The organism is Pseudoalteromonas sp. NEC-BIFX-2020_015 (assembly GCF_012952265.1).
GTDB lineage: Bacteria > Pseudomonadota > Gammaproteobacteria > Enterobacterales > Alteromonadaceae > Pseudoalteromonas > Pseudoalteromonas neustonica.
In genome coordinates this window covers 21,360-34,203 of the sequence record NZ_JABCJL010000003.1, presented here as the reverse complement: position 1 = coordinate 34,203, position 12,844 = coordinate 21,360, and the positions used below count along the sequence as shown (strand labels likewise).

The following is a 12,844-nucleotide window of genomic DNA, read 5'->3' as shown; positions in this document are numbered from 1 at the left end:
ATTCATTTGGTTTTAAGTTGATCAAAGTATATCAAACCTGCGTACAGATAATTTAACCTAATACTAAAAAGGTCAGATCATGGCTATTAAATTATCAGAACTTAAAGATCATCAACCGTTACAAAAAGTCATTGTTCATTCATTGGAAATGGCGTTATACCAAGTATCAGTAATGATTAATAATGTTGAATATTATGTCACTGACGAAAAAGGTGAATTTATTCGAGGGCTGAGTCCATTGCATATTCAAAAGCGCCTTGATCATTTGAGCTACGCACAAATGGTGTTACGCCATACCAGTGCATACGATGAAATGTGTGGTCAAAGCGAAAAAACAGCGAGCAATATGTTAGAAGTTCCTTATGGTAAAAATCATTTATACTAAATTTGTTAGTAGCGCGAGACTATCCAATGTAGAACGCGCTACTAGTGCGTGTTGACCTTTCGTGATTGATTTTGCAGCAGTATAAATACCAAACATGCGCTGCCCAAAGGGTTCTTCCTAGGGGCGATTGACTGTTTGTTACCTACACGGATGTAGGTAAGGGCGTGAGCAGGACGCGGAAGCTTTGCTCGGCTTTTACTTATTCTCACATGGATGTGAGCCAGTAGAATAACGCAGGAGCAGTTATCGATCCCGCTAGGTTACAAACCTCGCGCCGCGATTAAATCGCCCCTAGATTGAACAAATTTCAATCCACAAAGATCAACACGTACTAGGGTATTTTAGGCTATTTCTGATAGCGGCTGCTGTTCAAAAGTGAGACCTAAAAACGGTGTTGCCTCTGGTGCCAACATAAAAGTACGAATGTTCATATGGTCGTTGTTATCAGGATCTTTCAGAACGTCATCACGGTAAAATGCGCCAAAGCAATCTAAGGTGTTTTGTTTCGTTAGCTGATTGAGTTTGGCAAAAGCAAAAATTTTACATGAACCATTGTTTTCAGTTGCAGTGCTTTTCAGCCCATGATTATTAAATGCGCTAGGTGTAAATGTGTAATTTGCTTCGATCACGGCCATTGTATCTGCAAAAGCGATATTCTGTGGTTCGTCCGCTAGGCGACTTAAAAAGTCATTGAGTGTCATAGTTATCCTTAATTATTTAGCTAGCTCTAGCTGATTAGTTTGTTGGTTTATATTAAATTTAAACAATTGTAAAAAGTTCATACCAAGCAATCCATAGTCACTATGACTATCAATTACTAATACTTCAAAGTTCTCAATATATTGTTTGCCAATTAAAATGGAATCTACCTGATAGCGCTGCGCAATTGCTTGGCCGTTGGCAGTATTAACTCTTATGCTATCAATATAGTCTGGTATTGGTCGTAATGCTTGAAATACTGTATTGGGTATCACCGTATAGCTCGCACCGGTGTCTATCATTAGCTCGGTATTGAATGAGCTATTGATTTGCATGTTTAATAAATAGTGCGCGCCGTATGATTTGAGTGAGATTAAATCTACACCACTTTGTGCATGTGTTATCTGCATTTGTAGTTCATCAACTTGTTTTTGTAGCGGGTGTTCCACTGCAAAGCGCTCTAAAGTTGATTGTGAGCTGGTTATATCATCGAGTTGATAATACGCATTTGCCAATGCGAGTAAGTAATGAGGATTGTCGTTATCATAATCAAGCCACACAGAAGTTTGAGAAACGATTTTTTGCCAAGCATGTTGTTTGCTCAACGTATTTATTTGCGCGAAGGTCAATTGCTGTAAGCGTTGTAAAATAACAGCTTGCTCACTCTCATTTGCGAATGAATTTAAAGAAAAAAACGCAACAATCGCTTGATGAATTTGCTGATTTTTAACTAAGTGCTCAGCATTAAGACGTAGCATTTTTATATCATAAGGGTACTTGTTTAAAAACGCTTGTAAAAAAGTATCTGCAACGGTGAGCTCATTATTTTTAAGCCAATTATCGAGCGTATCGAGCCAGTGAAAATAAAGGCGCTCAGCGTGTAAAGGGTGTGTATTTTTTAGTTGTTGGTAGCTTGTAACCGCCTGAGAAAAACGCTGTTGCTGAAAATCAGCTGTGGCTTGTTCATATACCGGATTGGTTTTGCTTTTATCATTTATCAAGGTGTTTTCGTGTGTTATTAACGTCGGCTTTGATGCTAATTGCACCTGCTCTTTTGACCATAAAAAATAGCCATTTAAAGCGACTGAGGCCAATAATAACAGTGTGATGACTTTGACGTATAACGTGCTTTGCATCCTGTTTTTATTGCCCTGATGCAGAATTAAGTAATTGCTTGAGAGCAAACACATTCGCAATTTCTATGTCAGGTAACCCTTTGTAAGCATAATTAATATGCTGATCGTTTAACCACACAGATTGGCAACCTGCATTATGAGCGCCGTGTACGTCAGAATCTAAGCTATCACCAATATGTAAAATTTGCTGTGGAGCGACATTTAAATACGCGCAAGCTTGCTCAAACATGGTTGGGTGTGGTTTGGCTTTTCCATGCATGCCAGCTTGTAATACGAGTTCAAACACTCCCTTTAAGTTAAACTGTTCAACATCAGCATTGCCATTTGTAATAGCAATTAAGCGATATTGCTTAGCTAGTTGGGAGAGTAATTCGAGTACCTGTTCACTGACGACAATATTGCTGCGTGCGTCAGTAAATGCTGTGTAGGCATTATTTACATGATATTCGAGTTCAGCATCGTGATAACCAATTTTACTTAACCCTAACATAAGCGTGTGTTTACGCCATAGGGTTACATTATCAATTAAAGCGGGGTTTGATTGAGCTGCTAGGTCACGGCATTGTTGCCAATAATGTCTACCTTGTGCTTGCCACTGAGTGAGTGAGTTTAAATAGTCAAACTGCGCCTGTACGGCGGCTTTAATGATGGGGCGATTGTTATACAAGGTATCGTCTAAGTCAAAACTAAGCACGGAAAAAGGGGAAATAGCACGATTAAAGCGGATCATAAAAGCTCCTTATTCTGGGTCTGTGCGCTTTTTGGCGCGAGGGTGCGTGTTATCGTACACTTTTGCTAAATGCTGAAAATCTAAATGAGTGTAAACTTGTGTTGCGGATAAGCTGCTATGCCCTAATAACTCTTGCACAGCGCGTAAGTCACCAGAAGATTCTAAAATATGAGATGCAAAAGAGTGGCGTAATTTATGCGGGTGGACTTGGCTACTTATGCCTTGCTTTATTCCCCATTCTTGCATGCGTGACCTAACGTGACGTGCTGATATTCGGCATTTTTTACTGCTAACAAATACCGCAACTTCGTCAGGATGAGCAAATTGAGGGCGTATTTTTAGCCATTTATTTAATGATTCTAATGCTTTACCGCCTACGGGTAATAAGCGTTCTTTACTGCCTTTACCCCGTACTAAAATTTCTTTGGCGCTGCGGTTTATATCTTGTAGGTTAGCACCAACTAACTCACTTATACGCAGGCCAGAAGAATACATTAATTCCATTATTGCTTGATCACGAATCGCAAGAGGGTCGTCATCTTGAATATCAAGTAACCGTGCCATTTGGTCTACATCAAGATTTTTAGGTAATGGCTTGGCAAATTTAGGGCCTTTAATTGCCTCTGCAGGGTTATGATAATGTGTTTGTTGGGCGATATTTTTAGCTTTTAAAAATTTATATAAACTACGAATGCAGCTGAGCTTTAAACTAATTGTACGCCCGCTCAGTTGCTTGCTTCTGAGCTGCATACTGTAGCGGCGAATATGTTCACCTTGTACGCTTGACCAATCATCGCATAGCTTACTGAAATACAACGCAGCAAAGTTCAGTTGCGTGGTGTATTGGGTGATCGTGTGTGGAGAGTACTGCCTTTCAAAACGCAGATAATCACTAAATGATTGAATAGGTGTGCGCCACTGGTCGCTTAATTGCTCATGCAATTCATCAACACTTGGCGGCTGCGGCTCGATCATGCCAGCTCAAGTTCCAGTAATCTCAATTGTAATGAGCGTACAAATTCAAGCACAAACAGGCTGTCTTTGGCGGGTTCAAAGTGGTTTGCATCATCACTGCCAAATGCCAAAATAGCCACCGGGTGTTTACTATTGCCAATTAAGTAAAGCGCAGTTGATTGTGTTTGTGGGCGAAACAGTAAATCGCGTTCTTGCTGGCTTACACGGCCAAGGTACGTACCATCGTTCATTAAGCGATGTGTAATTAAATCATCAAATTTAGTGTCATACTTAAGTAAATGGCATTCACTAATAGCCGCATTGGTACAAATAATATTACGTAAGTTTACTGCTAGCGTTTTAAAGTCATAATTAGTCCACAGTTGGCGGTGGCACTCACTAAATAAACTATAAATTTGCTCGTTTTCTTTTGCGTGTTCAATAAGTTCATCAATTTTGTGTTTTAACATTGCATTATGTTCACGCAATTGACGCTGCTGAATATGCACTAAAGAGGTGGCGCCTTGAGCATGCTGTTGCAATTCAAGTTGCGTTAACAGTGCTGGGTTTTGCAGTAAAAAATCAGGGTTTTCTAGCAAAAACTCACTAACTTGTTCATTTGTTAGTTTGCTGAGAATGTTACTCATAAGGCAACTTGACCATCAAATACATGCTCCGCAGGGCCTGTCATACGCACTGGGTGACCTTCACCTTGCCAGCGAATTTGTAAACTTCCGCCTGGTAAGTCAACTTGCACTGTGGTGGCTAGCTTATTTTGAATTTGGCCAATGACCATCGCAGCACATGCGCCTGTACCACAGGCTAGTGTTTCGTTTACGCCACGCTCCCACACTCTCAATTTAATGTGCTCTTCGTTTATTACTTGCATAAAACCTACATTTACGCGCTGCGGAAAGCGTTCGTGATTCTCAAGCAATGGTCCTAACGTGCTGACATCGGCTGTTACTATGTCGTCAACTTCTAATACGCAGTGAGGGTTGCCCATTGAGACTGCACCGCTAAAAACAGTGTGTTCTTGTGCACGAATAATATATGTCAGTTCACGTTTAGTGGCTTTAAGCGGGATTTTGCTTGGCTCAAAATTAGGGTGCCCCATATTAACGGTCACTTGGCCGTCTTTTTCGATATACAGGGTGAGGTTACCTGATTTTGTAGACACAGTAATTTTGTGTTTGTTGGTCAGGCCTTTCATCCGCACAAAGCGGGCGAAACAGCGGGCACCATTGCCACATTGCTCGACTTCATTGCCATCAGCATTAAAAATACGATAGTGAAAATCAAGATCGGGAGAATAGGGCGCTTCAACCATTAACAATTGGTCAAAACCAATGCCGAAATGGCGATCGGCCAGTTTTTTTATTTGATCTCGTGACAAGAAAACGTTTTGTGTAATGTTATCAATTACAACAAAATCGTTGCCTAGGCCGTGCATTTTGGAAAAATTAACTAACATAGCGCTCTAATTCGGATTTGCTCTGCGCTAATCATGCCACAGAGCAGCCGTGTTACAAAAAGTTTATGGTAAAATTTTCTCGCCCTGCCATAAGCTTTCGACAGTTTCGCGAGCGCGTATCAAATGGCTTTGTTTGCCATCAACCATAATTTCAGCCACACGCGGGCGCGAGTTATAATTTGAGCTCATTGTGAAACCATAAGCACCAGCACTACGCTGGGCAAGTAAGTCCCCTTGTTGTAGTGCAAGCATGCGGTCTTTACCTAAAAAGTCACCTGTTTCACACACCGGCCCAACAATATCAAAGTTGTGTGTGGGGGTATCGTCATTGCGTGGCGTTACCGGCACAATATTTTGCCATGCTTGATATAACGCAGGGCGCAGCATATCGTTCATGCCCGCATCAACTATTGCAAAGAACTTATCTTGGTTTTGCTTAATAAACTCAACTTTTGTTACTAAAATCCCAGCATTGGCGGCAATGGCACGGCCGGGCTCAAAAATCAGCTCTAAGTGTTGGTAGTCAGTTAAACGGTCAGTGATATGAGCCACATATTCACTTGGATGTGGTGGTGTTTCACCATTGTATGGCACGCCTAAACCACCGCCAATATCTAAATGGCTTAGCTCAATACCATTGGCTTTTAAGTCATCAATTAGGGCGAGTACTTTGTCCAGCGCTTCTAAAAATGGTTTTATTTCGGTGAGCTGCGAGCCAATATGGCAATCAACACCGGTGATTTTCAAACCAGGTAATGAAGCAGCATATTGATAAACACTCACTGCAGTGAGGATATCAATACCGAATTTATTTTCTTTTAAGCCAGTTGAAATATAGGGATGAGTTTTTGCATCAATATCAGGATTAACACGAATTGAAATTGGCGCAACCAAATTAAGCTCACTGGCTACTTCAGATATACGGTCAAGTTCAGATACAGATTCAACATTAAAGCATTTAATTCCAAGCTTTAGCGCATAAGCAATTTCGTCAGCTGTTTTTGCAACACCGGAAAAAACCACTTTACTGGCGTCACCACCCGCTTCAATAACACGGGCAAGCTCACCTTTAGAGACAATATCAAAACCAGAACCTAAGCGAGCCAACACATTTAATACTGCAATATTTGAATTAGCTTTAACGGCATAACACACTAAATTTTTATGGTTTTTAGCCGCTTGTGCAAACGCAAGGTAGTGACGTTCAAATGTTTTGCGTGAGTAAATATAACAAGGTGTACCATATTGTGCTGCTATGTCACTGACAGCGATGTCTTCGCCATGCAGCTGATTATTTTTATAGTCAAAAAAGTCCATTTGTTAGTCCTGTTTCGATTCGGTTGTTGGCGTGTCTTGGTTTGCTACTGATTCAGTTACTTGTTCTGTTTGATTTGGCTGCGTATTTTCTTCAGGCAAATACAGTGGTCCGCTTTGTCCGCAACCAGCTAAAGCGATAAGTAGTACACCAAGAGGGGAAAGTCGTTTTAATTTTTTAAGATGCATCTCTTTCATTAGATTAATCGTGTTGCTGGCTTTATAATCGCAGATTAACAGAATATCTAAAAAATGCAGCTATTCGCGGATGATTTTATTCCTGTTACACTAACCGTAAGCAAATTTATCCTACTGCCGTAAAGGAAATAATAATGACTGATCATGAATACCACCAATTAGCCGAAGCACTTATGTTCACAATTGAAGAGCAAGTGGATGACTGTGAAGCCGATCTTGATTATGAATCTGCACAAGGTATTTTGGAGATTATTTTTGCCGATCGCAGTAAAATTGTAATTAATAAGCAAGCACCATTACATCAAGTATGGGTTGCAACAAAATTTAATGGTCACCACTTTGAATTACGTGGCGATAAATGGATAGATAACCGCTCTGGTGCTGAATTTTGGCAGTTTATGAATGAAGCAACAACTCGTCAAGCCGGCCAACCTGTACAATGGCAGTCTGAATTATGAGTTTAGAGTTTGTTGAATATCCAGCTAAAGCAAAGCATCAAGCAACGATTATTTGGTTACATGGCCTAGGCGATTCTGGTGATGGTTTTTTACCGGTCGCACCTCAACTTTCACTTCCTGATGATTTAGGCGTACGCTTTGTATTTCCACATGCGCCGGTGCAACCCGTCACTATTAATGGTGGTATGGAAATGCGCTCGTGGTATGACATTAAATCAATGGATCTTGATAAACGTGCGGATGAAACTGGGGTGCGGGAATCTGCCGCCAAAGTTGAAGCGTTGATCAGCCATGAGATTGAAAAAGGTATTCCAGCAGATAAAATAATATTGGCTGGTTTTTCTCAGGGCGGTGTTGTTTCACTGCATTTAGCTCCACGTTTAGAGCAAAAGCTTGCAGGAGTAATGGCTCTTTCAACGTATATGTGCGTGCCAGAGAAATTAACCGCAGAAGCAAAACATACAGACTTAACTGTATTTATGGCTCATGGAAGCCAAGATCAGGTTGTGCCTTACGGCGCGGGTCGTCATGCGTTTGACATATTATCAGCGCATAACATGGATGTAAGTTGGCAAGAATACCCAATGGGCCATCAGGTTTGTGGGGAAGAACTAGCGGCTATTCGCCAATGGTTAATTGCTCGCTTAAGTTAATAGTGTTGAGTAACCGAGGCTAAAATGAAACAAAAAATAGTAATTACAGCAAATATGAGGCGTGCAGAACCAAGTGCACCGTCAGTAACCTATCAATGGCATTGGAAACGCATTGCCACTGTGACTTTACTGGGTTTATTTGCATTAGTTGTTTTTACTTATAGCCTATTGGGCTCGGTTAATGCTGAGCAAAATGATCTGCCTAATGTGTCAAATGACGTACCGATATTAGTTTCTACGAAGGGTGCTGATGAAGGTCTCCCTTTCGTTACGCCTATAATTGAACAAAGTGATGATGTGCAGGTTGAGCCTGCGCTAATTACAAATAACTCGATGGCTGAGATTGAACATGCCATCGATTTACAGAGCGCTAATAACGATGAGTCAGAACTAAGTGAAACAACAGCACTGAATATTGAAGCTGACATTACGACAGTATCAGATGAGACTGATTCAACAGTCGCTCAGCCAAAAAGTTTTGCCAGTACCGCCCATGTTGCAAGTGTTGCGTTGGGTGCAAAAATAGATACAGACAAAGTAAGCCGAGCAGTATTGACGCGTGATGTAGTGGGGCGCGAGCCTGTTAATGTCTTAAAAGCGGATATTCGAATTGGTGAATTTGTTGATACTATAGCTTTTTTTAGTGAGCTTAAAAATTTACAAGGGCAAAAAGTGACCCATGTTTGGCGTTATGAAAACGAAATAATGGCCAGTATTGAACTTGATGTCACATCACCGCGTTATCGTACTTATTCAAAGAAGCATATTTTATCAGAGCAACTTGGCCACTGGCGTGTTGACGTGATTGATCAGCAAGGTCACTTATTAGCACAAAAAGAATTTCGTATATTAGCCAGATAAACGCTGCAGCGCAGGGCTAAGTAAAGAACATAAATTGGATACTTTTTATTATGACAAACACAAATAAACTCGTTCGTATAGCAACCCGAAAAAGCGCCTTAGCACTTTGGCAGGCAGAATTTGTAAAAGCGCAACTTGAGCATTTTCATAAAGACATTACTGTTGAGCTCGTGCCGATGTCGACTCAAGGGGATATTATTTTAGATACACCTCTGGCTAAAATTGGTGGAAAAGGGTTATTTGTTAAAGAGCTTGAACAAGCTATGTTAGATGGCCGTGCTGATATTGCCGTGCATTCAATGAAAGATGTGCCTGTAGATTTTCCAGAAGGTTTAGCGCTGCACACGATTTGTGAGCGTGAAGACCCGCGCGATGCGTTTGTGTCCAATACATACGCTGATATTGCGCAGTTACCACAAGGTGCAATTGTGGGTACTTCAAGCTTGCGTCGTCAGTGTCAAATTCGTGCGTTGCGCCCGGATCTAGAGATTCGTGATCTACGCGGTAATGTAAATACCCGTTTAGCAAAGCTTGATGACGGCCAATACGATGCGATAATTTTAGCTGCGGCTGGCTTGATTCGTCTTGACATGCATGAGCGTATTAAAGCGTTTATTGAGCCTGAAGTATCGCTACCGGCCAATGGACAAGGGGCTGTTGGTATTGAGTGTCGTATTGATGACGAGGCTACCAAAGCATTGCTTGCACCACTTGAGCACAGTGAAACGCGTATTCGCGTGAATGCTGAGCGTGCTATGAATCGTCGTTTAGAAGGAGGTTGTCAAGTTCCTATTGGTGCCTATGCTTTAGTTGATGGCGAACAGGTTCATCTTCGTGGCTTAGTGGGTGCTATCGATGGCAGTGAAATACTACGCGCTGAAATTAGCGGTAACACGATTGATGCAGAAGCGTTGGGCGTGCAATTAGCTGAGCAACTACTAGCATTAGGTGCAGATAAAATTTTAGCTGACGTATACCGAGACGCATAAATGTCACATATCCTGATAACTCGCCCAGAGGGAAAAGGCGCTGACCTTGCAGAAAAGCTGCTGCAAGGGGGTTATCAGGCGACCTTATTTCCAGTTTTAACACTTGATTACTTCACACTACAAAGCGCTCAATTAACCCCTTTGTTGAACGCAGATAAAATTATTTTTATCTCCCAAGATGCGGTCAAAGCTTTATTAGCACTTAAACCAGATATAAACACCAAAGCGCAGTTTTACGCTGTAGGTGAAAAAACCGCAGAGGCCATTTGGCAAGGGTTTGGTGTGCGTGCCGCGGTGCCTAAGCAGCATGATTCGGAAGGTTTACTTGCATTACAGTCGCTGCAACAGATTGACGGGCAAAATATTGTGCTTGTTAAGGGGAAAGATGGTCGTCCTACAATAGCTAAAATATTAAAGCAGCGCAGTGCTTTTTTAAATAACTTAGTGATTTATCAGCGAGCCCCAATCGAAGGGGAACCAAGCAACTGGCTAGACCACTGGCAAAGCCTTAATGTTAAAGGTATAGTCATTACTAGTAATGCGGCGGTTGATGCTATTTTTAATCAACTTCCTTTAAAACAACTAGAATGGTTAAGACAGTGCCAGTTTTATGTTGCTAGCAGTCGTATTTGTGAACACCTCAAGCTACAACATGTAAATTCGGAAAATATTCACATTGCTGCAGGTGCGAGCGATAGCGCTATGTTTACCTGCATCAGTCAAGGTAATACTATGAGCGAACATGCAAAGCCAACAACACCGGCAGCTGAAGTAAAAACAGCATCATCAACTAATCAAACAGCAAAGTCAGCGGCAACTTCTCCAGCTGCTAAAAAAGAACCCATGATGAACCAAAATAATAAACAAAAAATAAGTAAAACAGGCAGCTTGGCGTTGCTTATCTCGCTAATCGTTGCATCGGGTGTGGGTTATCAATTTTATCAAAAATTTAATACAGAGCAGCAAGCCAATCAATTAGTTACTCAGCTATCTGCTGACAATCAATTATTGAGTAAAGAATTGCAAGCAGTGAAAGCAGCGCAGCAAACACTGCAACAAGCGTTATTTAATAGTGAGCAAAAAGTAGCTGCTAGTTTGGCTGAGAATGCGGATAATACAGCTAAGCAACTAGAGAGTGCATTGCAACGTGCTCAGCAACAAGCATACAGCCTTAATCCGCACGAAGTCACAAGTTTACAACGCATGGCCGAGTTTAAGTTATGGGCTGAGAAAGATTATAAAGGTGCAGCCGCAGTGCTGGCGCGATTAGATGCTTTGCTAGCAGAGCATCCAGGAACCGGTGCTATTCGCCAAGCAATTCATAGTGATATGCAAGCGCTTAGTATCGTAAAACCGATCCCTGCTGAAGCGATTTATTTACAACTTCACGGTGTGTTAGAACAAATAGATAAGTTAGATTTTAATGCGGTGGCGTTACCACAAGTAGCAATTACGACGAAGCAAGATGCTTTGAGTGAAGATGTCAGTGACTGGCAACAAAACGTAGCTAAAACATGGGAACAGCTGCAAGATAATTTTATTAAAATTCGTCAACGTGAAGATATTGCAATTGAGCCTTTATTAACAGAGCAAGAGCGTCATTTAATTAAGCAGCGTTTAAGTCTGTATTTATCTCAAGCGCAAGATGCACTTTTAACTAAACAAGCAAGTATATATTTTACCGCTTTAAACCAAGCTCATGTATTAGTGAGTGATTACTTTAAGCAAGATGATCCACATACACAAAGTGTACTTAAAACATTGGCAGGCTTAAATAAAGAGTCACTAAACTTTAACCCTGAAATCACTTTGAAAAGTACTGAGCAGGTCAAGGAGTGGGCACAATGATACGCATTATTTTGGTTATTTTAGCCATCGCAATTTTGCTTGCTGTATCACCCTTGTTAATTGGTGAAGTTGGCTATGTACTTATCTCGTTTAATCACACTACATTAGAGGGCTCAATTGTTGCTTTTTGTGCGGCATTTTTAGTTATTGCACTTGGACTGTATGTTACTTATAAACTCATTCGCTATGTTTGGTCTTTATACAGTAATACTCGTCATCGCTTTTTTGCTCGCAGTGAAGAGCGCAAGCAAGCAGCCATTGAACAAGGTATTTGGAGTTTAATTAACAGCGATAGTGAGCAGTTAGAGCTTGCGCTGGAAAACAATAGTGTGGCGGATAATTGGCATGATGTACGCTATGCTTTATTAGCTAAAGCCGCTTTGCAAAAAAGTGAGATAAATAAAGCAATTACCTTACTTGAGAAAATTTCAGCAGAAAATCAATTAAAAGCAGCTAAACTTTGGTTAGCCACAGGCGATTGCAGTACGGTGACTGGTGATTTAAAAGCATTAGCAGAAGCTAAAAAAGCAACTGCATTAGAGCTGAAAATGTACGCGGAAGTGTTAGTTCAACAACAAAAGTGGACGGCTCTTGAGCAATTTATGCCACGTTTATTAAGTAAACAAGCATTAACCGATACACAGTGGTCGTCATTATTCACAGCTTATTTTATGGCACAGCCGCACTCGCAGTTAATTGATAAATATCAACAGCTCTCAAAAAGCTTGAAAGTAAAAGCGCATATGGCTTATTTATCTGTGATGGCAAAAGTAGGGCGTTTAAATGAAATTGAGCTAACTTTATTAAAAATGCTTAAAAAATCAGAGCAACATAATGATCTTGCCAAAGTATTAAACGTTTCTGCACCGGGAGATGCGCTGAAATTACAGGCGAGCTTACAAGATACGCTGAAAAAAGAACCAGATAATCAAGACTTATTACTATCGCTAGCGTGTTTAGCGAATGCACATGGCGAATACGAGCTTGCTGCACGTGTATTTGATAAGGCGTTAAACCCTGAAAACAGTAAAGATTACTTAGCACAAGCTCAGCTTAGTTATAGTAAAAGTGCACAGCCACAAAAAGCGCTAGATCTTTACCTATAATCTAAATAGGCTTATATCGGCATAGGAGCGCCAGAGCAT

At 40.9% G+C, this 12,844-nt stretch carries 15 protein-coding genes; 7 read left to right on the top strand and 8 right to left on the bottom strand.

All coding sequences use genetic code 11. The features are described from left to right. Positions 1–79 precede the first annotated feature (79 nt). Positions 80–385 carry a DUF6482 family protein gene (locus tag HH219_RS03120; RefSeq protein ID WP_054205245.1) on the top strand — a complete coding sequence of 102 codons (306 nt, stop codon included), beginning with the start codon at positions 80–82 and terminating at the stop codon, positions 383–385. Positions 386–726: 341 nt separating this feature from the next. On the opposite strand, the gene HH219_RS03115 is transcribed toward HH219_RS03120, so the two are convergent. The 8 genes from HH219_RS03115 to HH219_RS03080 form a co-directional block, all read right to left on the bottom strand. Beyond that, complete coding sequence (locus HH219_RS03115; RefSeq protein WP_169326598.1) at positions 727–1,086, bottom strand: HopJ type III effector protein; 360 nt, start codon at positions 1,084–1,086, stop codon at positions 727–729. Positions 1,087–1,098: 12 nt separating this feature from the next. After that, the gene (locus HH219_RS03110; protein ID WP_169326597.1) at positions 1,099–2,220 is read right to left on the bottom strand and encodes a retroviral-like aspartic protease family protein; all 1,122 of its coding nucleotides are present in this window, start codon (positions 2,218–2,220) and stop codon (positions 1,099–1,101) included. A 7-nt stretch (positions 2,221–2,227) separates the two neighbouring features. Then, the gene (locus tag HH219_RS03105; protein WP_169326596.1) at positions 2,228–2,950 is read right to left on the bottom strand and encodes an HAD-IA family hydrolase; all 723 of its coding nucleotides are present in this window, start codon (positions 2,948–2,950) and stop codon (positions 2,228–2,230) included. 9 nt (positions 2,951–2,959) lie between these two features. After that, positions 2,960–3,925, bottom strand: coding sequence for a tyrosine recombinase XerC (locus tag HH219_RS03100; protein ID WP_169326595.1), 966 nt, complete (start codon positions 3,923–3,925; stop codon positions 2,960–2,962). Further along, positions 3,922–4,551 carry a DUF484 family protein gene (locus HH219_RS03095; protein ID WP_169326594.1) on the bottom strand — a complete coding sequence of 210 codons (630 nt, stop codon included), beginning with the start codon at positions 4,549–4,551 and terminating at the stop codon, positions 3,922–3,924. Before HH219_RS03095 ends, HH219_RS03100 begins: the two co-directional genes overlap by 4 nt. Beyond that, positions 4,548–5,378, bottom strand: coding sequence for a diaminopimelate epimerase (dapF, locus tag HH219_RS03090; RefSeq protein ID WP_054205239.1), 831 nt, complete (start codon positions 5,376–5,378; stop codon positions 4,548–4,550). The genes HH219_RS03095 and dapF overlap by 4 nt, the downstream gene beginning before the upstream one ends. 63 nt (positions 5,379–5,441) lie before the next feature. Beyond that, a complete protein-coding gene (gene lysA / locus HH219_RS03085) occupies positions 5,442–6,695 on the bottom strand; it encodes a diaminopimelate decarboxylase (RefSeq protein WP_169326593.1) in 1,254 nt (417 codons plus the stop codon). A gap of 3 nt (positions 6,696–6,698) precedes the next feature. Continuing rightward, positions 6,699–6,890 carry a lipoprotein gene (locus HH219_RS03080; RefSeq protein ID WP_054454424.1) on the bottom strand — a complete coding sequence of 64 codons (192 nt, stop codon included), beginning with the start codon at positions 6,888–6,890 and terminating at the stop codon, positions 6,699–6,701. Positions 6,891–7,024: 134 nt separating this feature from the next. Here HH219_RS03080 and cyaY point away from each other — a divergent pair, with 134 nt between their 5' ends. The 6 genes from cyaY to HH219_RS03050 are packed head-to-tail and all read left to right on the top strand — an operon-like array spanning position 7,025 to position 12,805. Next, entirely contained in the window at positions 7,025–7,348 is a 324-nt protein-coding gene (gene cyaY, locus HH219_RS03075) for an iron donor protein CyaY (protein ID WP_054205236.1), read from the top strand. Beyond that, positions 7,345–8,001, top strand: coding sequence for a dienelactone hydrolase family protein (locus HH219_RS03070; RefSeq protein ID WP_054454422.1), 657 nt, complete (start codon positions 7,345–7,347; stop codon positions 7,999–8,001). The genes cyaY and HH219_RS03070 overlap by 4 nt, the downstream gene beginning before the upstream one ends. Positions 8,002–8,025: 24 nt before the next feature. Continuing rightward, positions 8,026–8,862, top strand: coding sequence for a DUF2914 domain-containing protein (locus HH219_RS03065; RefSeq protein ID WP_169326592.1), 837 nt, complete (start codon positions 8,026–8,028; stop codon positions 8,860–8,862). A gap of 50 nt (positions 8,863–8,912) precedes the next feature. Next, positions 8,913–9,851, top strand: coding sequence for a hydroxymethylbilane synthase (hemC, locus tag HH219_RS03060; RefSeq protein ID WP_054205233.1), 939 nt, complete (start codon positions 8,913–8,915; stop codon positions 9,849–9,851). Continuing rightward, positions 9,852–11,699 (top strand): uroporphyrinogen-III synthase, encoded by a 1,848-nt coding sequence (locus tag HH219_RS03055; RefSeq protein ID WP_169326591.1) that lies wholly within the window; start codon positions 9,852–9,854, stop codon positions 11,697–11,699. After that, positions 11,696–12,805, top strand: coding sequence for a heme biosynthesis HemY N-terminal domain-containing protein (locus tag HH219_RS03050; RefSeq protein ID WP_054205231.1), 1,110 nt, complete (start codon positions 11,696–11,698; stop codon positions 12,803–12,805). The genes HH219_RS03055 and HH219_RS03050 overlap by 4 nt, the downstream gene beginning before the upstream one ends. Positions 12,806–12,844: the final 39 nt, after the last annotated feature.